The organism is Gallibacterium genomosp. 1 (assembly GCF_001678575.1).
Classification (GTDB): Bacteria; Pseudomonadota; Gammaproteobacteria; order Enterobacterales; family Pasteurellaceae; genus Gallibacterium.
Genome location: NZ_JTJP01000035.1, coordinates 1 through 20,698 on the forward strand (window position 1 = coordinate 1; position 20,698 = coordinate 20,698).

The window sequence follows — 20,698 nt, forward strand, 5'->3', positions numbered from 1 at the left end:
CTTTTCGGGGTCAGATCAACAGTAGAGTATTTTTCTACTGTTTTCACTAATCATCACCGAATTTTTGTTAAAAATACGAAAAAAGTGGTGTGAATTGATCCACACCACTTTATCTCAATTAAGAAAGATCATTCAACAACAAACTGTGCGTATCATCTAAAGCCAGATTCATATAACGTTCATACTGTTTCAGAATATCAACGATTAACTCATCTTTACTCATATATTGCACATCATAGCCCTCTCTACCATCATTAAAAAAAGTGATCGGTTCATAAATATTATGCTGTTCAATATGCGGTAAACTGTCATCCTCAATCAATAGATTGGATAATGAACGCTTTTCGCTGGCAACACCATATAAAAAGTTATGAATGTTGTCATTTTTAATCACTAATGCAATACGTAATTGTGAATATGACTTGATTTTCACATTTAAACCATAATTTTTTAATTCAGACTCCACTTCGGTAAATGCCGGAATAACAATTTTATCAAAAAAGGATTTAATATCAGCACGTTGTGGTTGACTCATTATTTTATTTAAGCGGTCTCGCCAGTTTTTACCACTCCAAACTGAACTGCCGTGTGCAAATTTTTTCGAGAAATACTGGCTGTCCACCATCAATCCTCGCCATAATCCTAAGCAAAGGAATAGCATAATTAAAGTAAATGGCAATGCAATAATTAATGTCATTGTCTGTAATGCTGCCAAACCACCTGAACGAAGTAATGCAATAGCTAACGACGCCAACAACACTGCCCAGAACACGCTTTGCCATGCTGGTGCTTTATCTTTCCCTTGTGAAGCAATATTATTAATCACATAAATACCTGAATCTGCCGAAGTGATAAAGAACAATGCAATAATCAGCATTGCAATTAATGAAGCAATTATCGAACCAGGTAGCTGTTCAAAAAAAGCAAACAAAAGCGCTTCGGTATTATCACTCAATGCAGAAAGTGCACCTTGCGACTGCTGATCTGCCCAAATTGCAGTATCACCAAAAATAGTCATCCATAATGCATTAAACAAAGACGGAACAAATAACACTCCTAAAATAAACTCTCGAATTGAACGTCCCTTAGAAATTTTGGCAATAAATAGCCCAACAAAAGGTGCCCAAGAAACCCACCACGCCCAATACAACACTGTCCAACCATTAAACCACGATTTTTTCTCTGGCTTATTAGCAAAAGTTCTAAAACTTAACTCAATGAAATTACTAAGATAATTCCCTATATTTTCTGAAAAATTGCTGAACAGATAAATCGTTGGTCCGGCAATTAACACGAAAATCATTAATAAAATTGCCATCCCTAAGTTAATCTCGCTTAAACGTCGCACACCTTTTGCTACACCAGTGATAGCTGAAATTGCTGCCAATGTCATCACTACAATAATAATTACAGAAAGGGTAGTTAAGCTGCGATCATCCATCCATCCAACTGCGTGTAATCCAGCATCAAGCTGCATTGCTCCATATCCCAATGTTGTTGTCACCCCGAAAACTGTACTACATAGTGCAATAATATCAATCAAATGCCCCCAAAAACCGGACACTCGATGTTTCAGTATAGGATAAAATCCGGAGCGGATTGTTAATGGCAATTTATAACGAAAACTAAAATAAGCCAACGTTAAGCCAATTACTGCATAAATTGCCCAAGCATGAATTCCCCAGTGGAAAAAGGACAGTAACAGTGCATTTTCCACTTTTTCCGTATGTGAGGCATTTTCAGTTAATGGCGCAACATAGTGCGAAATCGGTTCGGCTACACCAAAATACATCAAACCGATCCCCATTCCGGCAGCAAATAACATTGCCATCCAAGATATAAAGGGATATTCAGGTTCTTCATTTTCAGTGCCTAATTTTATATCTCCTAAACTACTGGCACAAAGCAATAATAAAAACAGAATAAATATTGAAACAGCAACGACATAAAACCAGCTAAAGTTATCAAAAATATTATTTTTTATATCATTCAGCAACTTTTGTGTCGTTTCTGGCACAATAATTCCTAATCCAGTCACTAACAAAATAAATAATAGACTAGGTAAAAAAATTGGTGCTTTAAATGTACTCGTTGACTTTAAATAATGCAGTAAACGCAAAATAAATTCTCCTCATTGATTGTATGATCAGCAATATTGCTAACATTTGATGAGCGAATTCCAATAAACAATTTGAAATTCTAAAAAGATAGAAAATAGTAGAAAATTCAACTACTTTTATTAGATAGAAATATCAAAATTCCCAATAAAATATGCTTAAAGCTCAAAAATACTAACTTATTATGCTAAAAAAATCAAATTTATGGTTTTTAATGCTATTTAAAAAATAAAAATAGCATTAAAAACTAACCTATATTATGGTTTATAACCTATGTCTTCTTGAGATGGATTTGATGCTGCTTCTCTAGCTAACACATCGCAACGCTCATTTTCCGGATGACCGGCATGTCCTTTTACCCATTGCCATTCGATTTGATGTGGTGCAATAGCTTGATCCAATGCAATCCATAAATCTTGATTTTTAACCGGCTGTTTTTGTGCGGTTTTCCACTGATTTTTTTTCCATTTCTGGATCCATTCCGTAATGCCTTTACGCAAATATTGACTATCGCTATAAAGTGTTACGGCACAGGGTTCTTTCAATAAATTCAAGGCGGTAATCGCAGCCAACAGCTCCATTCTATTATTCGTTGTCAGTTTATACCCTTGCGACACTTCTTTCTGGTGTCGTTTATAGCGTAACACAATCCCAATTCCCCCAGCTCCGGGATTTCCTAGACAAGAACCGTCTGTAAAAATGTCGATTTTTTTTAGCATATTAAAACAAGTGTTGTTAAAATGAAGCCCAATTATAGAGAGTTAATCTGAAAAAGAAAAATCACTATGCAAATGGATGAAAACAGAATTGTAGTACTCGATACCGAAACTACTGGAATGAGCGGAACCAGCGAACCGCAAATCGGTCATCGTATTATTGAAATCGGTGCAGTTGAGCTAATTAATAGACGTTATACTGGGCGTAATTTTCACGTTTACCTGCAACCAGATCAACAGGTCGATCCAGAAGCGGTTGCTGTTCACGGAATTACTGACGAATTTTTAGCGGATAAACCTCGTTTTAAAGAGATCGCACAAGAATTTATTGATTTTATTAAAGGTGCTGAACTGGTCATTCATAATGCTCCGTTCGACGTGGCATTTATGAATCAAGAATTTGCATTGCAAGGACAAACGTTAACTACGAATGATCTGTGCAAGGTAACTGATTCACTAAAAGTCGCACGCCAACTTTATCCCGGAAAGAAAAACTCCTTAGATGCATTATGTAGTCGTTTAGGAATTGATAACAGTAAGCGTACTCTGCACGGAGCTTTACTGGATGCTGAAATTCTGGCAGATGTCTATTTAGCAATGACTGGTGGCCAAGGTAGTTTACAATTGGATACTGAACTGGTTGTAGCAACTCAACAACAAGAAGTTCAACAACAAATCCAATATAGAAACACACCACGAAAATTATTTGTGCTAAAACCTTCCACAGAAGAAATTCAAGCACACCAAGAATATATTGCATTAATTAATAAAAAAAGTGGTGATCAATGCCTTTGGCAACAAAATTTGGAGCAAGATCCACATAAACTGAATTAACCACAATCTTACTCTGCGCTTGCATTCTATGCAGGCGCTGATTACAATTCACCCCTTTGTATTTATACCCTTTGTGGTATAACCTGACCTGAGATCAGAAAGAGAATTAAAAAATGACAAAAACTTATGCAAAACCTGAGCTGCTCTCTCCTGCCGGCTCATTAAAAAATATGCGTTACGCCTTTGCTTATGGTGCTGATGCAGTTTATGCAGGGCAACCTCGTTACAGTTTACGTGTTCGCAACAACGAATTTAACCACGCTAATCTAAAAATCGGTATTGATGAAGCTCACGCCTTAGGCAAAAAATTCTATGTTGTTGTCAATATCGCACCGCATAACTCAAAATTAAAAACGTTTATTAAAGATCTAACCCCTGTGATTGAAATGCAACCGGATGCATTAATTATGTCCGATCCCGGTTTGATTATGATGGTTCGTGAGCATTTTCCACATATGCCAATTCATCTTTCGGTGCAAGCTAATGCCGTTAACTGGGCCAGTGTAAAATTTTGGCATCAAATGGGGTTAACGCGCGTTATCCTTTCGCGTGAACTTTCTCTTGATGAAATTGCCGAAATTCGCAAGCAAGTACCAGATATCGAAATCGAGGTTTTTGTACACGGCGCACTTTGTATGGCTTATTCCGGTCGCTGTTTACTTTCTGGATATATCAATAAAAGAGATCCGAACCAAGGCACCTGCACCAATGCTTGCCGTTGGGAATACCAAGTAAAAGAGGGGCAAGAAGATGAAATCGGTAATATTGTCGATCCTAATAAAGTTATTCCAATAAAAAATGTTGCACCAACATTAGGTGAAGGTGCAACAACCGATAAAGTTTTTCTATTAACTGAAAGTAAACGTCCAGACGAACAGATGCAAGCATTTGAAGACGAACACGGCACTTATATTATGAATTCTAAAGATTTACGTGCTGTGCAACACGTTGAAACATTAACGCAGATGGGCGTACATTCTTTAAAAATTGAAGGAAGAACAAAATCTTTCTATTATTGCGCTAGAACCGCTCAGGTTTATCGTAAAGCAATTGACGATGCAGCTGCCGGAAAGCCTTTTGACGAAAGCCTAATAACAACCCTAGAATCATTAGCTCACCGTGGTTACACCGAAGGTTTCTTACGTCGTCATACTCACGATGAATATCAAAATTATGACTATGGCTACTCTGTTTCCTATCAACAACAGTTCGTTGGTGAATTTACCGGTGTTCATAAAAATGGAATGGCAGAAATTGCTGTGAAAAATAAATTCCTACTCGGAGATGAAGTTGAAATGATGACACCGAAAGGGAACATTGTTTTCACTATTAATCAGATGTTTAACCGCAAAGGTGAATCGGTTGAAGCGGCTTTAGGAGACGGACATTATATATTTATTCCCATACCAGCAGATATCTGTTTAGATTATGCATTATTGATGCGAAATTTAACTAATACAAATACAAGAGATCCACACGGCGAGAAAAAAAGTTAAAAAAGTTAAAAAAATATTAAAAATGTTATTGCAATATAAAATGTAACGCTATATAATCTTGTCCGTACCCTAAAATATGACTCCAAATGTTTGCCCCTTTATTTTTCCCGAATAAAGGGGATTTTTTTATTTGTAGTATTTCTATTTTTAAATCATATAGATATAGAAAAGCAATGCCATTTTTTACAGTATAATTACTGTATGATTGTACAGTATTGAATACTATAATATTGTCTGTTTAATGATCCAAAATGATCACTAAAGAAATGAATTGCACCAAAAAATTTCTTTAAATGTTACAAGATTTAACGAATTTAACATGAAAAATAACTAAATTGAGCTTGTTTGACTCTATCAATTTTTATTGAACTTTTTATAACGCTAAAGAACGCCATTATGTAAATTGATGCTTGGTTCTGCCTATCTGAAATCAATATTTTTTAGCCGTATTTGATCAATAGCTTTTTCTATAACGAAAGTATTAAATATCGATATCGAAAATAAAGACACCATTTTGGCTATTTTTTATCAAAAAAACTTTAATTTTTAAAAAAATATTGTAAAAAATTCAAAAGAGTGTATAATAACGCACATCTGACGCGGGGTGGAGCAGCTTGGTAGCTCGTCGGGCTCATAACCCGAAGGTCGTTGGTTCAAATCCAGCCCCCGCAACCAATCCCAATTTTTCCTCAAAAATTTTATAGTAATTTTTTAATCTTTCTTGTAGAGATATGTATAAATTTCTCTTTTTTGAGACTACATTTCATCTATTTCGATCGTACTAATTTCATATATTGCCTTATTTGAAAAAGAGTTTAACATTCCATCATCTGCAATACCTACTCTCACAGATGCTGCTATTTTACAAAAGCGTTTGTTAAGTCGTAGTCCTCTAGCTCTACAAAAAGCAGATATTGAAAAAATATATCAAGCCTCCTTTAATGGTGAAAAATTATGCTAATAAGAAGTACAGTAGGGGAAAACCTACTGTACTTGCCATTTGGTTAATTTACTCCTCTCCCCCAACAAAAACTCAATCACTGCTTTTACTCGTTTTAATTGTTGATGTTTAGGAAAATAATAGAGATAAAAAGCAGGAAATGATCGCCAATAAGGTTCTAATATCGGAATTAATTCCTGTTGTAGGTTTAACTGTTGATAACGTAAGTCAAAGATTCTGCCAATTCCCATTCCTTGTATAATTGCATCCATCATTATTTCAGTGTCATTAAAAATTAATTGTGATTCAAGTGCAATTTGCCGTTCTTCACCATCTATACTTAGTGTTAATGGGTTTAAACGATTATGCGTCATAAACCGATGTCCGATAAATCGGTGATTTTTGATATCCGCTATGGATTGAGGCACACCATATTTTTGCGCATATTCTTTGCTGAAAAATAAACCTTCCCGCATTGGTGTCGTAAGTTGATGGGCAATCATTCCCTCCTCAATGCTATGTCCGAATCGTATGCCTAAATCGAAATGGTGATCCACAATATCAACCATCGCATTATTAATAGACAATTCAAGTTGAATATTGGGATATTTCCGACAAAATTGTGCATAGATCGGCTGGATAGCAATATAAAAAGCAACTTGCGGTAATGTAATTTTTACTGTTCCTGATGGTGGATTAGCGGCATTACTCAAACTTTCAAAAGCATCTTCAATCACATAAACAGCATCTTTCGTTTGTTTAATCAATTTTTCACCAGCTTCTGTTAATACTAATTTTCTTGTAGTACGTAAAATAAGCGGAAATCCCATTTCTTGCTCTAAGGATTGCAATGATTTACTCACTGCCGCTGCACTAATTTCTAACTTTTTAGCAGCAGCTGAAATACTGCCACTTTGCACAATAGTGTGTAAAAATAGAAGTTGTTGATAATAATTTTTCTGCATATTTTAAACTAATAGTTAAAAGTATTTTAAAGAATACTAGACTACTCTTTAATAAAATAGCTGTCTATAATAAAGTTGTTTTTTAAATAACAGACAGATTAAGGAGTTAATATGAAAATTGCTGTAATTGGAGCAACTGGATTAATTGGTAAAGCGGTAACTGCTGAATTAGTTGCTCGTGGTCATCAAGTAATAGGAATTTCTCGTCACGCCGATTCACTACCGAAAGCGGATAACTTTACCGCTATACAATTAGATGTCAATTCCACACAATTAGCTGAGCAACTTATTAATGTTGATGCGGTGATCAGTGCTTTCAACGGCGGTTGGGAAAATCCGAATTTAGTCGCTGATTATAACAAAGGAATGCAATCTATTTTGCAAGCAGCACAACAAGCAGCTGTGCCTTATTTATTAATTGTTGGCGGTGCTGGCTGTCTTTATGTGTCATCTGAGTTGCAACTTATTGATACTAAAGAGTTTCCTAAAGCTATCTATCCTATTGCCAATGCTATTGGTCAATTATTGATTCAATTAAAACAAAATAAACAATTGAACTGGGCATTTGTATCACCAGCGGCAATGTTTGCCGTCAATCCGGTCAAATTTGAGGCGACAGGGCATTATCGTATCGGTGGAAATCACGTTCTGTTGGATAAAAATGGGCAACCTGCTGATATTAGTCTGCCTGATTTAGCAGCAGCGCTTGCAGATGATGCAGAACAAAAAGCGCATTTACATCAACATTTCACCGTTGCTGAATAAACTGAAAATCTATTTATAACGAAAAGCCGCTCAAAAGAGCGGCTTTAACGTTTAACTATCGAGTAAATACTTAATTTAATACTCTTCTGGATTGTGTATAGGTTCTTAACCAATAATCTTCATTCAAAGAACTAATAGTAACGCCCTGACTTGTACTGGAATGGATAAAAAGATCATCGCCTAAATAAATTCCAACGTGACGATTTTTTCTAAAGAAAACTAAATCACCTTGTTTTAATTGACCTTTTTGAATTTTATAACCTAAAGATTTTTGTTCTGAAGTGCTTCTTGGTAAGCTAATATGAAACTTTTCTGCAAATGCCGTTTGTACAAACGCAGAACAATCAATACCATCTTTTCCTGTTCCCCCAAGTTTATAACGAACACCAATCCATTCCTGATAGAAATTATTTAATTTTTTATTGATGATAACGCGTTCTTTCGCGTTGGTTTTGAGGATTAAAGCTTGGATAGGATCATCGTCTTCGGAAAATGTAGAAGCTGACTGCGTGCCGGGATGACTACTACACGCAGCTAACAGTAAAAAACAGACTGATACCAGAATTCGATAAAACATAACTCAAAAATAAGTAAAAATAATCAAAACTCAAAAATTGGCATCAATCCTACCGAAAAACAACACGTATGACCAGTTATTTTTAATAGAAAAGGCTGTTTTTGTGAAAAGCTTCAAATTTTCTGGCTATTTTTTAACGTTTTTCTAACGAACGCAGCCAAGAAATTTCATCTTTCCAGATTTCCGGATGAATGGTTTCCAGTATAAGCGGAATATTATCAAAACGTTGATCAGGCATAATATATTCAAAAACAGCAGTGCCAATTGTGCCTGACTGCAAACTGTCGTGACGATCCACTCGGCTTCCTAAAGGCGTTTTTGAACCATTTAAATGCATCCCTCGCAAATATTGAAAACCGACAACCTCCGAAAATTGTTGGAACGTCTTTTCACACGCATCTAGCGTTGATAAATCATATCCCGCAGAAAAAGTATGACAAGTATCCAAGCAAACCCCAACCCGATTTTTATCTTCCACATTTTCAATAATGGTAGCCAAATGTTCAAAACGCCAGCCTAAATTTGAACCTTGACCGGCAGTATTTTCAATTACGGCAACAACATTCGGTACAGTTTCAACAGCAATATTAATTGATTCTGCAATACGTTTTAGACAATCTTGTTCATCAATTTGTTGCAGATAGCTTCCTGGATGAAAATTTAATAGAGTTAAACCTAGCTGATTACAACGTTGCATTTCATCAATAAAGGCTGTTCTTGATTTTGCTAAGCCTTCTGCTGTTGGATGACCTAAATTAATCAAATAACTATCGTGAGGTAAAATTTGTGCTGACGAAAAGTGATATTTTTCACACCATTGCTTAAATTTATTGATATTTTCTTGTTTTAATGGTGCAACTTTCCATTGCCGCTGATTTTTTGTAAATAACGCAAAAGCATTTGCACCGATTTCAACCGCGCGTAATACCGCATTTTCAACGCCTCCCGATGCACTGACGTGCGCTCCGATATATTTCATTTAAACTCCTAAATTCATTATCTTTCCGCAGGAATTATAGTAAACTTACGCCCTTTATACAGTTTTAATTCATAATTTCTCTAATAGTTAGGACAAATATGGACGAACAGGTCGAAATTAATCATTTTTCTATTTTATGCCGTTTATTCGGTAATTTTTTTCAACGTCAACCGCAAGATCCGATTCTTGCGCCGGCATTGCAATGGTTACAACAAGGAGGCGTTAAAACCATTTGGGATTTAGCCGCTGATCCACAAACCGACACGGCACTGACGCAATTAACATCAGGTTGGACACTAGAACAATTAAGCCAAGATTATCAACATTTGCAACAATCTGTCGATTTTAAACTCTCTGCTTACGGTGTTGATGTTGAACAATTTAAAGCATTTCGGCAAGAACGTGCAATGCCTGACGTTGCTGACAGTGATCATATTGCATTGCCATTATTGACAGCTGCTTGGATTGAGGATCAAATTGGTTCGCTTGAGGCACAGCAACAACTGTTCCAAACTTTTTTATTGCCAACTATCGGGCGTTTTCTTGGACAGATTGAAGCTCACGCACAAACCGCATTTTATCGCAGTCTGGCACAATTATGCCGCGATTTATTGGCAGCTATGGCAGATGAGATTGAAGAAGAGGAACAATAATCTAAAAAAACAGTGTACGAATTATTTCGCACACTGTTTTTCATATCTACTTGAAATTAATGCTGTTTTTTCACAGAAAATTTACCAACAATAATTGTCAATAACAACATTAACAATACCGGGATTAACCAAGTCAAACCTTCTTGATAAAACGGTAAATAGCTTAACAATTTTTCTACGCCTTGTGGCAACAAGCCCATATTTTTCAAGCTATCACACAAACTGAACAGTGTTGTTAGTGCGATAGTGGCATTATAACTCCAGCTCACTACCGGCAGTTTTTTCCGCACAATCTGTAATACCACTAGCATAATTGCTACCGGATAAATCAATAATAGTGCCGGAATTGTTACTCGCAATAGTGTGTCCAGACCGGTTTCAGAAATAATAATGGTCGCGATCGTGAACAACACCACAAAAAACGGATAATTTAAACGTGGATGAAAACGAGAAAAATAATCTGCGCAAGCACTGGTTACACCAACCAATGTGGTTAAATTGGCTAACATCACAATGCCGCTCATAATCCACAAGCCGGTGGCACCGAATAACTCATTGATATAACGTGAGAAAATTTGTCCGCCATTGGTAGAGGTTGATGCCACCATATCTCCGGTTGCGCCTAGGTAGAATAAACAGAGATATAAACCGCTCAATAACACCACCGAAGTGACACCGGCTGCTAATGTATAACGCACAATGGTTCTTCCGTTCGTTACATTATTGACAGCAAACGCACGAGCAACAATACCACCGAACGCCATTGCGGAAAGCACGTCCATTGTTTGATAACCGCCAATCATACCGGTAACTAAAGCTGAACCTTCGGCATAATTACTGGAAGGTGCAATAATTTCCGATAAAGGATCGGACACGACACCAATACCGACAATAATCAATAACACCAATAAAATCGGTGCCATAAATTTACCGATGGTCGAAATCATTGTACTGCGCCCAAGCATAAAACTCATTCCGATAATATTAAACACTAATGCGAATAAAATATGAGAATGCTCACCGTTATAAATATTTAAAGGCTGCCACGCCATTTCATAAGCAACATTCGTCACACGAGGCATCGCAAATGTTGAACCAATGATTAGATAGAGAATTGACCAGAATACAACACCTACCCACGGTGGCAGATCAGTGGATAATGCCTCACCGCGCCCACGCACCGTTACCACAATCAAGGTAATAAACGGCATAAAAACGCCGGTTAAAATAAAACCTAACGCAGCCCACAACCAACTTGAACCGGCATGATAACCCTCCATCGGTGGAAAGATAATATTCCCTGCACCCAAAAACAGCGAAAAAATCATCATACCCAGAATTAAAATATCTTTTTTAGATAACATATACTTTCCCTTAGGTATTAATTTTAAAGCAGGAAGTTTATACGGATTGGATGGCAAATTGAAGTAAAAAATATAATTTTATGGATTTTTATGCTGATAAATTAGATGGAATCTAATATTTTTAGCAAATCCTACTGGATTTTTTAAAAGAAAATACGGTATTACCCTAAAGCAATACCGCATTTATTGGACGTTTATTGATACATTTTTTCAATCAAAGCGTGATAACGTTGCAAAATCACTTTACGACGCAGTTTTAGCGTTGGGGTAATCTCGCCCAATTCAATCGAAAAGGCTTTTGGCAATAACGTAAATTTTTTAATTTTTTCAAATCCCTGCAACTCTTTTTGCAGTTCATTAATCCGTTTTTCAAACATTTCAACAATCGCAGTATTTTTAATCAAATCTAACCGATTTTGATACTGAATGTTGAGTTTTTTAGCATACTCTTCCAAGGTATCGAAACAAGGCACCACCAAAGCGGACACATATTTTCTGGCATCGGCAATCACGGCAATCTGTTCAATTAATTTATCTTGCAACAATTTGCCCTCCACTGCTTGGGGAGCAATATATTTTCCAGTTGAAGTTTTCATTAAATCTTTTATGCGATCGGTCATAAACAAATTACCTTCAGCATCAACATAACCAGCATCACCTGTTTTTAAGAAGCCATCTTCGGTAAAACATTTTGCGGTTTCTTCCGGATTTTTAAAATACCCTTTCATTACACCCCCGCCTTTCACCAAAATTTCATTTTCATCACCAATTTTTACTGTTGTGCCTGGCATAATTTGTCCAATTGAATTTGATTCAAAGCCAAAATCAGGCCAACAAGAAACCGTTGCTGTAGTTTCTGTCATTCCGTAACCCAATTTAATATTAACGCCAATGCAGTGAAAAAATAGACCGATTTCAGGTTCTAATTTTGCCCCACCACAAGGCATCATTCGGATATGCCCACCAAGCACCCTTTGCAATTTACTGAATACTAAGCGATCTGCAAGCTGATATAATGGCTTTAACCAAAACGGAAACGGTTGTTGTTTCTGCTGATAGCGCAATGCCAATTTGCCAATCCGCAACGCATTATAAAAAATCTGTTGGCGTAACCACGATGCCTGTTTCACTTTATCAAAGACCGTTGCATAAATTTTTTCATAAAAACGAGGTACTGCACACATTAGTGTCGGTTTCACTATGGACAGCGCTTCTCTTATTTTATGTGGATCATCCAGATAAACATTCACCGCACCTTGCGACAACACATAAGCCACCCACGCACGTTCAAAAATATGAGATAACGGTAAAAAAGATAAAGAAATATCACTACCATCAATTTTCATTAATGTTTGTTGATGGGTGGTCAATTGATGTGCCAAATTATTGTAATCTAACATTACACCTTTCGGTTCACCAGTTGTACCTGAAGTATAAATCAAGGTAAAAAGATCTTTCATTGATTTCTGTGTCAATCTTTGCACTAATTGCTCACGTGATTCATCGCTAGCAGTTGCAATAAAATCTTGCCAGCTAATCCCCATTTCCACATCACGTAAATCAAGTGGTTGTATGGCAATAATTTTTTCTAATTTTGGGCAATACGGTGCAATAGAAAGTGCTACATCATACTCTTTTTGATTCCCAACAAACAGCACTTTCATTTCGGAATGATTAATGATGAATTTCGTTTGAATTTCATTATTGGTTGCAAAAATCGGCACAGTTACTGCTCTAATCTGCAAAATTGCAATATCTGCGATTGTCCATTGTGGCATATTTTGAGCAAAAATACCGATTTTATCCTGAACACCTATACCTAATGTCAATAATGCTCGGGAGAGCTGTTCACTTTGCTGGTGAAAACTTTGCCACGAAATATCTTGTAATTTATGTTGATGATCGAAATAGCGTAATGCTGTACGTTGAGAAAGTTTTTCACTTTGTTGACGAATTATATCGACAAAATGGGAAAGCGTTTGAGTATAATTTTGCATTATAAAAATAACCTTCTTTATTTCAGCTAACAACTGTTCGCAAATATACTCATTCTATTAAAAAAAATCCAGTGATTTTATCTCTATAAATACAATCGCCCACTGTTTTTAGCAGTGGGCGATATTTTTTGTGATCTAGCTCACACCTATACCTTAAAACAAGCGACTAAATGCTGTTTGTCTCCTAACAATCTTGGTTTAGTTAAGGTACATTCCGTATCTGCTATCGGGCAACGAGTACGGAAAACACAACCTGAAGGTGGATTAATAGGTGAAGGCAAATCACCTTCCAACAACTGAATTTGCTTATCTTTTTCCAAATCTGGATCAGGAATTGGCACCGCTGACATTAATGCTTTAGTGTATGGATGTTTGGTTTGATGATAAACACGATCATAGGTTCCCAACTCCACCGCATTGCCTAAATACATTACTAACACACGATCTGAGATATGCTTTACCACCGCCAAATCGTGAGCAATAAAAATAAGTGATAACCCCATCTCTTTTTGTAGTGACTTCAACAAATTCACTACTTGTGCCTGAATGGATACATCAAGTGCCGATACCGGCTCATCACAGATGATCAATTTTGGCTCAATAATTAATGCCCTTGCAATACCAATACGTTGACATTGCCCACCAGAGAATTCGTGTGGATAGCGATTAATTAAATTTGGTAATAATCCCACCTTAAGCATCATTGCTTGTACACGGGATTTCACTTCTTCTGCTGATAATTCAGGAAAATAAATTTTTAACGGCTCTGCAATAATATTGCCAATAGTCATTCGAGGATTCAATGATGCTAATGGATCTTGGAAAATCATCTGAATATCTTTGCGAGTGGCGTGCCATTCTTTTTCAGATTGACTACTCAGATCTGTTCCTAGCCATAAGATATTACCGCCAGCGGATTTTACCAAACCGATAATTGCTCTTGCTAATGTCGATTTTCCACAGCCTGATTCCCCTACTACACCTAATGTTTCACCTTCATACAATTTAAATGAAACGTGATTAACTGCATGTAATGTCTGTTTTTTCTTAAAAAAGAAACCTTCACTGCTCTGTACTTGGAAATGCACACTCAGATCTCTAACTTCCAACAATAAATTACTCATTATGCTTTTCCTCTTAATATCATTTCCTGAGCATTAACAAAACAGGCACGCAAACGATTATTACCAAACGCTGTCAATTGTGGAGTGTTGCTACATTGTTCACTAGCAAATTGACAGCGTGGAGAAAATGGACAACCAGTTGGCAGATGTAATAAATTCGGAGGATTTCCCGGAATAGTAGTTAACTGCTCTTCTTCAGTATCCAAGCGTGGCACAGCATTAATAAGCCCGATAGAATAAGGATGTGTCGGCTGATAAAAAATCTCTTTTGCTGTACCATATTCCATTGTTCTACCAGCATACATTACTAATACTTGATCGCAACTCCCTGCTACTACGCCTAAATCGTGAGTAATCATAATAATTGCGGTATTAAACTCTCGTTTTAAATCATTCAATAAAGTCATAATCTGTGCTTGAACAGTCACATCGAGTGCTGTCGTCGGTTCATCCGCAATCAATAATTTCGGACGGCATAACAATGCCATCGCAATCATAACACGCTGACGCATCCCACCAGAAAATTCGTGTGGATACATATTCATACGTTTTCTAGCTTCTGGCATTTTCACCGCATCCAGCATCTTCACTGATTCATCAAAAGCCTGTTTCCGATCATATCCTTTATGTAAAATCAGCACTTCCATTAACTGTTCACCAATTTTCATATAAGGATTTAATGAAGTCATTGGATCTTGAAAGATCATTGCAATTTGTTCTGCACGCAAACGATTTAATTGCGACTCAGACAATCCTAAAATCTCTTCACCATTAAATCGCGCAGAACCAGCAGTATAACCGTTATCCGCTAATAATCCCATCAAAGCAAATGCCGTTTGCGATTTGCCTGAACCGGATTCACCGACAATGCCTAAGGTTTCACCGGCATTTAAAGTAAAAGTTAAATTATTCACTGCGGTAACATCGCCATCCGGCGTTTTAAATGTTACACGCAAATCTTGAACATCAAGGAGAGGTTGTTTTTCAATTGTCATATTTTTCTCGCCTTATCGATCTTTAGGATCAAGCGCATCACGCAAGCCATCACCAATAAAATTAAAACAAAACAGCGTAATTACTAAAAAAATGGCTGGGAAAATTAATAACCAAGGCGCTGCCTCCATTGATTTAGAACCATCATTTAACAATGCCCCCCAACTACTCAACGGCTCTTGTGTTCCCAATCCTAAGAAACTTAAGAACGATTCGAATAAAATCATTCCCGGCACCAATAAAGAAGCATAAACTACAACAACGCCCAAAACATTTGGCACAATATGTCGCCACACAATCTGCCGAGAAGACACACCGCAAACAATAGCTGCTTCAATAAATTCTTTACGTTTCAAACTAAGCGTCTGACCGCGCACAATACGAGCCATATCAAGCCAAGATACCATCCCAATGGCCACGAAGATCAACAAAATATTCTGACCAAAGAAAGTGACTAACAAAATCACAAAGAACATAAACGGAAATGAATAAAGAATCTCCAAAATACGCATCAACACCGCATCGGTTTTACCACCAATATAACCGGCAGTTGCGCCGTAAAGCGTGCCAACTAACACAGCAATAAACGCACCGGCGATCCCGACCAATAAAGAAATACGTCCACCAATAGCCAAACGTACCAATAGATCACGACCAGAAGAGTCTGTACCAAAATAGTGCATAGATTCAAAATCCGGCGGATTTGTCATCATTGCCCAATCCGTATCCTCATAACTGAACGGCATCAACATTGGAGCAAAAATCACAAATAGCATAATGAAGAATAGAATGATTAGACTCGCTACTGCGGCTTTATTACGAAAAAAGCGGCGACGTGCGTCTTGCCACAAACTACGACCATCGACTGTTTCCAACTGTTCGCCTAATTTTTCCATTAACGCTTGGTTTTCTTTTGTTTTTAACATTTTTACAACTCCATTAATAGCGAATTTTCGGATCAATCACAGCATATAAAATATCCACAATCGCATTAAAAACAATAGTCAATGTACCAACTAAAATCGTTAAACTTAATACCAACGAATAATCACGATTTAATGCGCCATTTACAAAAAGCTGCCCGATTCCCGGCAATACAAAAATACTTTCAATCACCATAGAACCAGTAATAATACCGACAAATGCTGGCCCCATATAAGAAATCACTGGTAATAACGCCGGACGCAATGCGTGTTTCAATACAATACGACTCATTGGCAAACCTTTTGCTTTTGCAGTACGAATAAAATTTGAATGCAATACTTCAATCATTGAACTACGCATAATACGTGCAATACTGGCAATATAAGACAAAGATAACGCTACCATCGGCATCAACATATAAATAAATTGCCCATTATTCCAACCACCGGATGGAAGCAGTTTCAAGGTAATTGAGAAAATTAGCACTAATAACGGTGCGACAACAAAACTCGGCACAACTACCCCTGTCATCGCAAATGTCATTATCAAATAATCCAGCCACTTATTCTGCTTCAATGCTGCGATCACTCCAGCAGAAATACCAAATACTAAAGCTAAAATAAAAGCAGAAAAACCTAATTTGAGTGAAACAGGAAACGCCTGCGCTACTAATTGATTCACAGTATAATCTTTATATTTAAATGACGGCCCAAAATCACCGTGAGCCAAATTTTTTAAATAAAGACCATATTGCACCATTAACGGTTCATTGAGATGATATTTTGCTTCAATATTTGCGATAACTTCCGGCGGATAATTTTTTTCACTGGAAAAAGGGCTGCCAGGGGCAAGACGCATCATAAAGAAAGAAACAGTAATAAGGACAAACAGCGTAGGAATCGCCTCTAAAATTCGGCGAAAAATTAATTTAAGCATACACAAATCCCACAATAAAATGGCGAAAAGCCAACTACAAAACCCCGTTCCATCGATAAATGGAACGGGCAATATAAAAATTAATGTTTAATAATATAAACGTCTTTCAAATAGTAATTTTGCCCTGGATGTGCATCAGCAAAGCCTTTCACCCAAGGTTTGATTAAGCGTGGTTGGACGTAATGATAAACTGGCACCATTGCAGTATCTGCATCTAATTGCGCTTCTGCTTTGGCATATACATCTGCTCGTTCTTCATCAGTTTGTGTTTTAAAAGCAGAAGCGATCAAATCATCATACGCCTTGCTTTTATAGAAAGCTGTATTATTTGCACTGTTTGAAAGATAATAATTCAAGAATGTACTTGCTTCATTATAATCCGCACACCAACCTGCTCTTGCCATTTGGTAATTACCCTGATGACGTGAATCAAGATATGTTTTCCATTCCTGATTTTCTAAATTGATATTTACGATACCTTGCAAATTTTTCTTCCAAATAGATTGTGCCGCAATGGCTAATTTTTTGTGATTATCAGAAGTGTTGTAAAGCAAATTGAAAGTCAATGGATGAGATTTGTCATAACCTGCTTCTTTAAGTAATTTGATTGCTTCTTGATTACGTTTGTTTTGATCCCAGCTCGCCCATTCTGGATTTTTCATTTTTTCTGCCCCATTAATAAATGGCGGCGTAAAAATATATGCTGGAGTTTGCCCCTGCTGTAAAATTTTATCAGTAATAATATTTCTATCTAACGCCAACGATAATGCTCTACGAACTTTATCATTATCAAACGGTGCTTTTGCAGTATTGACTTCATAAAGATAAGTACAAAGTAATGGTGAAATATGTAATTCATCCGGCAACTCTTTCTTTAATTTAGCAAATAATTCAATTGGAATTTCTTTACCGGTCATATCTTCATCACCTGCACGATAACGAGAAATATCTGTTGCAGATGATTCAATTGGTAATAACGTTATTTTTGTCAAAACAGTATTTGCATTATCCCAATAATGTGGATTACGCTCTAGCACTGCTTTTTCATTAACCACTTGTGATTTCAAAACAAAAGCACCGTTGCCTACTAAATTTTCTGGCGCTGTCCATTTTTCTCCAAATTTTTCCACTACTTTCGGATTCACAGGTGACAATACATAATGTTCAACCAATTTATCTACATAAGGAACGGATTCTGTTAAATGCAACACTAACGTATGATCATCTTTCGCTTCTACTCCTAGATCAGTTAACGGAGCCTTACCTGCAATCACTTTTTCCGCATTTGCCAATTTTAAGAAATCCAAATAACTGGAATATGGTGATGCAGTTTTAGGATCAGCCAAACGTTGCCACGCATAAACAAAATCACCGGCTACGACCGGATCACCATTAGACCATTTTGCTTCCGGACGAAGATGAAATGTCCATGTTTTAAAATCTGCACTATGTTCCCAAGAAGTAGCTACTCCAGGAATAATATGACCTTTTGCATCAGAAATAACCAAGGTTTCATAAAGTTGACGTGAATAATTCCCTTCAACATCACCTTCCATTTTCTGTGGATCTAACGTTGCCGGATTAGCACTAATATTCCAAACCAATTCTTGTTTATCTGCCAGTTGAGTACCTGCTGGCACATTTGCCGCTATTACACTTGTTGTTACACCAAATCCAAGTGCTACCATCAGTAATGATTTTTTAAATGAATTCTGCATCTTAATACTCCTTACTTATTAATCATTCTTCTATTTTTTATAGAATTACTGTCATTAATAAATTAATTACCATCATTTGTAAATAACACGCTTATATTTTACTTGATTATTCAGCATTTTTTTGATTTTAACGCTAGCTTCAACATATATTTTGTACAAAATCTTAAAATATACACCTTTCTTAGCGTTGATTTAAATTAAGAAGCTTTATATGCATAATCTAATCTCCTTTAGTCAATGCTCTTCTACCGAATGTAGAATCATCTCATTGTTAACACAAATTAAACATTATTAAAACAAAACACTCACCTAAAAAGTCATAAATTCTCTCTTTTTTTTAAAAATGTGATCCATATTAGCTTTTGTCAGATAGAAAGTGCTAAGCTATAACACAATAGTTGTTCTTTATAGAAACGGAGTGAAACCTATGACAAATCACGCAAATAGCCATATTGATTTTGAAAATACTGTAGCGGATGTAATCCGTTTAACTCAATACAGTCACGGTGCTGGTTGTGGCTGCAAAATTTCACCTAAAGTTTTAGAGACAATCCTTCATACCGAAGCAGAGAAATTTATTGATCCACATCTTTTGGTAGGTAATGAAAGCAAAGATGATGCCGCAGTTTATGATATTGGCAATGGAATGGGCATTATCAGCACCACCGACTTTTTTATGCCGATTGTGGATGATCCTTTCACTTTCGGACGTATTGCCGCCACTAATGCCATCAGCGATATTTTCGCAATGGGAGGCAAACCGATTATGGCAATCGCTATTTTAGGCTTTCCAATTAAGCTATTACCGCCAGAAATTGCCAGACGCATTGTTGAAGGGGGGCGCCAAGCCTGTAAAGAAGCCGGCATTGCACTTGCCGGTGGACATTCTATTGACTCGCCTGAACCAATTTTCGGTTTAGCGGTAACCGGTATTATTCCAATCGATAAAGTGAAGAAAAACAATTCCGCTAAAGCCGGATGTGAGCTTTTTTTGACCAAACCATTGGGCATCGGCGTACTTACTACTGCAGAGAAAAAAGGAAAATTAAAAGCAGAACATCGCGGTTTAGCCGCAGAAGTAATGTGTAGAATGAATAAAATCGGAGCAAAATTCTCAGAGCTGGAAGGTGTAACCGCAATGACAGATGTAACCGGTTTCGGACTGCTCGGACATTTAATCGAAATCTGTGAAGGTTCCGGTGTTGCTGCCGAGGTGAATGTATCACAACTCAAAACTCTGGACGGTGTTTATGATTATATTGAGAAAGGTTGCATTCCTGGTGGAACAGAACGAAACTTTGATAGTTACGGTCATAAAGTTAGCCCAATCAATGAAACTCAGAAGGCTGTGCTATGTGATCCACAAACTTCAGGTGGATTACTGGTCGCAGTGACTCCTGAAGCAAAATCAGCATTATTTGATATTGCTATACAAGAGAATATCTCTTTGATTCCTGTTGGAAAACTGTTAGAAAAAAATGATAATTCACAAATTTTTGTAACTGTTAAAGAGTAATTCAATCTTCTCTTTTAAAATATTTTGAAAAGTAAGCCGGCAAAATAAACCGGCTTACTTTTTCTGATTTCGTTATGACTTAAC

At 36.8% G+C, this 20,698-nt stretch carries 17 protein-coding genes and 1 tRNA gene; 6 read left to right on the plus strand and 12 right to left on the minus strand.

The window, feature by feature from the left end; all coding sequences use genetic code 11:
• Positions 1-118: 118 nt before the first annotated feature.
• Together QV04_RS07000 and rnhA are read right to left on the minus strand one after the other, a co-directional pair.
• Positions 119-2,119 (minus strand): BCCT family transporter, encoded by a 2,001-nt coding sequence (locus QV04_RS07000; RefSeq protein ID WP_065230970.1) that lies wholly within the window; start codon positions 2,117-2,119, stop codon positions 119-121.
• A 255-nt stretch (positions 2,120-2,374) separates the two neighbouring features.
• The gene (rnhA, locus tag QV04_RS07005) at positions 2,375-2,836 is read right to left on the minus strand and encodes a ribonuclease HI (RefSeq protein ID WP_039170818.1); all 462 of its coding nucleotides are present in this window, start codon (positions 2,834-2,836) and stop codon (positions 2,375-2,377) included.
• A 66-nt stretch (positions 2,837-2,902) separates the two neighbouring features.
• Here rnhA and dnaQ point away from each other — a divergent pair, with 66 nt between their 5' ends.
• The 3 genes from dnaQ to QV04_RS07020 all read left to right on the plus strand — a co-directional run bounded on the left by dnaQ (position 2,903) and on the right by QV04_RS07020 (position 5,838).
• Positions 2,903-3,667, plus strand: a complete 765-nt coding sequence (gene dnaQ, locus QV04_RS07010; RefSeq protein ID WP_197494811.1) for a DNA polymerase III subunit epsilon — start codon at positions 2,903-2,905, stop codon at positions 3,665-3,667.
• A 113-nt stretch (positions 3,668-3,780) separates the two neighbouring features.
• A complete protein-coding gene (gene yegQ / locus QV04_RS07015; RefSeq protein WP_065230971.1) occupies positions 3,781-5,163 on the plus strand; it encodes a tRNA 5-hydroxyuridine modification protein YegQ in 1,383 nt (460 codons plus the stop codon).
• Positions 5,164-5,761: 598 nt separating this feature from the next.
• A tRNA-Met gene (locus tag QV04_RS07020) sits at positions 5,762-5,838 on the plus strand.
• Positions 5,839-6,147: 309 nt separating this feature from the next.
• Here QV04_RS07020 and QV04_RS07025 read toward each other — a convergent pair.
• Positions 6,148-7,068, minus strand: a complete 921-nt coding sequence (locus tag QV04_RS07025) for a LysR family transcriptional regulator (protein ID WP_065230972.1) — start codon at positions 7,066-7,068, stop codon at positions 6,148-6,150.
• Positions 7,069-7,179: 111 nt separating this feature from the next.
• On the opposite strand from QV04_RS07025, the gene QV04_RS07030 reads away from it, so the two are divergent.
• On the plus strand, positions 7,180-7,833 hold the full coding sequence (locus tag QV04_RS07030) for an NAD(P)-dependent oxidoreductase (protein WP_065233342.1): 654 nt from the start codon (positions 7,180-7,182) through the stop codon (positions 7,831-7,833).
• A gap of 70 nt (positions 7,834-7,903) precedes the next feature.
• On the opposite strand, the gene QV04_RS07035 is transcribed toward QV04_RS07030, so the two are convergent.
• Positions 7,904-8,410 carry an NlpC/P60 family protein gene (locus tag QV04_RS07035; protein ID WP_013744942.1) on the minus strand — a complete coding sequence of 169 codons (507 nt, stop codon included), beginning with the start codon at positions 8,408-8,410 and terminating at the stop codon, positions 7,904-7,906.
• Positions 8,411-8,543: 133 nt separating this feature from the next.
• Positions 8,544-9,389 carry a deoxyribonuclease IV gene (gene nfo, locus QV04_RS07040; RefSeq protein ID WP_065231013.1) on the minus strand — a complete coding sequence of 282 codons (846 nt, stop codon included), beginning with the start codon at positions 9,387-9,389 and terminating at the stop codon, positions 8,544-8,546.
• 98 nt (positions 9,390-9,487) lie between these two features.
• On the opposite strand from nfo, the gene QV04_RS07045 reads away from it, so the two are divergent.
• Positions 9,488-10,042 carry a TorD/DmsD family molecular chaperone gene (locus QV04_RS07045; protein ID WP_065231014.1) on the plus strand — a complete coding sequence of 185 codons (555 nt, stop codon included), beginning with the start codon at positions 9,488-9,490 and terminating at the stop codon, positions 10,040-10,042.
• 56 nt (positions 10,043-10,098) lie between these two features.
• On the opposite strand, the gene brnQ is transcribed toward QV04_RS07045, so the two are convergent.
• The 7 genes from brnQ to QV04_RS07080 all read right to left on the minus strand — a co-directional run bounded on the left by brnQ (position 10,099) and on the right by QV04_RS07080 (position 19,098).
• Entirely contained in the window at positions 10,099-11,406 is a 1,308-nt protein-coding gene (gene brnQ / locus QV04_RS07050) for a branched-chain amino acid transport system II carrier protein (protein WP_065231015.1), read from the minus strand.
• 194 nt (positions 11,407-11,600) lie between these two features.
• Positions 11,601-13,403 (minus strand): AMP-dependent synthetase/ligase, encoded by a 1,803-nt coding sequence (locus QV04_RS07055; protein ID WP_065231016.1) that lies wholly within the window; start codon positions 13,401-13,403, stop codon positions 11,601-11,603.
• Positions 13,404-13,549: 146 nt separating this feature from the next.
• The gene (oppF, locus tag QV04_RS07060) at positions 13,550-14,527 is read right to left on the minus strand and encodes a murein tripeptide/oligopeptide ABC transporter ATP binding protein OppF (protein WP_039170847.1); all 978 of its coding nucleotides are present in this window, start codon (positions 14,525-14,527) and stop codon (positions 13,550-13,552) included.
• Positions 14,527-15,522, minus strand: a complete 996-nt coding sequence (locus tag QV04_RS07065; protein WP_039170850.1) for an ABC transporter ATP-binding protein — start codon at positions 15,520-15,522, stop codon at positions 14,527-14,529. Before QV04_RS07065 ends, oppF begins: the two co-directional genes overlap by 1 nt.
• 12 nt (positions 15,523-15,534) lie before the next feature.
• A complete protein-coding gene (oppC, locus tag QV04_RS07070) occupies positions 15,535-16,446 on the minus strand; it encodes an oligopeptide ABC transporter permease OppC (RefSeq protein WP_039081168.1) in 912 nt (303 codons plus the stop codon).
• 13 nt (positions 16,447-16,459) lie between these two features.
• On the minus strand, positions 16,460-17,380 hold the full coding sequence (gene oppB / locus QV04_RS07075) for an oligopeptide ABC transporter permease OppB (RefSeq protein ID WP_039170853.1): 921 nt from the start codon (positions 17,378-17,380) through the stop codon (positions 16,460-16,462).
• A gap of 80 nt (positions 17,381-17,460) precedes the next feature.
• On the minus strand, positions 17,461-19,098 hold the full coding sequence (locus QV04_RS07080; protein ID WP_065231017.1) for an ABC transporter substrate-binding protein: 1,638 nt from the start codon (positions 19,096-19,098) through the stop codon (positions 17,461-17,463).
• Between the two features lie 427 nt (positions 19,099-19,525).
• Between QV04_RS07080 and selD the strand changes: the two genes are divergently transcribed.
• The gene (gene selD / locus QV04_RS07085) at positions 19,526-20,614 is read left to right on the plus strand and encodes a selenide, water dikinase SelD (protein WP_065233343.1); all 1,089 of its coding nucleotides are present in this window, start codon (positions 19,526-19,528) and stop codon (positions 20,612-20,614) included.
• Positions 20,615-20,698: the final 84 nt, after the last annotated feature.

Excerpts from the sequence above, each read along its gene's own strand:
- rnhA (WP_039170818.1), bottom strand. The coding sequence starts at position 2,836 with ATGCTAAAAAAAATCGACATTTTTACAGACGGTTCTTGTCTAGGAAAT.
- dnaQ (WP_197494811.1), top strand. The coding sequence starts at position 2,903 with ATGCAAATGGATGAAAACAGAATTGTAGTACTCGATACCGAAACTACT.
- yegQ (WP_065230971.1), top strand. The coding sequence starts at position 3,781 with ATGACAAAAACTTATGCAAAACCTGAGCTGCTCTCTCCTGCCGGCTCA.
- QV04_RS07025 (WP_065230972.1), bottom strand. The coding sequence starts at position 7,068 with ATGCAGAAAAATTATTATCAACAACTTCTATTTTTACACACTATTGTG.
- QV04_RS07030 (WP_065233342.1), top strand. The coding sequence starts at position 7,180 with ATGAAAATTGCTGTAATTGGAGCAACTGGATTAATTGGTAAAGCGGTA.
- QV04_RS07035 (WP_013744942.1), bottom strand. The coding sequence starts at position 8,410 with ATGTTTTATCGAATTCTGGTATCAGTCTGTTTTTTACTGTTAGCTGCG.
- nfo (WP_065231013.1), bottom strand. The coding sequence starts at position 9,389 with ATGAAATATATCGGAGCGCACGTCAGTGCATCGGGAGGCGTTGAAAAT.
- QV04_RS07045 (WP_065231014.1), top strand. The coding sequence starts at position 9,488 with ATGGACGAACAGGTCGAAATTAATCATTTTTCTATTTTATGCCGTTTA.
- brnQ (WP_065231015.1), bottom strand. The coding sequence starts at position 11,406 with ATGTTATCTAAAAAAGATATTTTAATTCTGGGTATGATGATTTTTTCG.
- QV04_RS07055 (WP_065231016.1), bottom strand. The coding sequence starts at position 13,403 with ATGCAAAATTATACTCAAACGCTTTCCCATTTTGTCGATATAATTCGT.
- oppF (WP_039170847.1), bottom strand. The coding sequence starts at position 14,527 with ATGAGTAATTTATTGTTGGAAGTTAGAGATCTGAGTGTGCATTTCCAA.
- QV04_RS07065 (WP_039170850.1), bottom strand. The coding sequence starts at position 15,522 with ATGACAATTGAAAAACAACCTCTCCTTGATGTTCAAGATTTGCGTGTA.
- oppC (WP_039081168.1), bottom strand. The coding sequence starts at position 16,446 with ATGTTAAAAACAAAAGAAAACCAAGCGTTAATGGAAAAATTAGGCGAA.
- oppB (WP_039170853.1), bottom strand. The coding sequence starts at position 17,380 with ATGCTTAAATTAATTTTTCGCCGAATTTTAGAGGCGATTCCTACGCTG.
- QV04_RS07080 (WP_065231017.1), bottom strand. The coding sequence starts at position 19,098 with ATGCAGAATTCATTTAAAAAATCATTACTGATGGTAGCACTTGGATTT.
- selD (WP_065233343.1), top strand. The coding sequence starts at position 19,526 with ATGACAAATCACGCAAATAGCCATATTGATTTTGAAAATACTGTAGCG.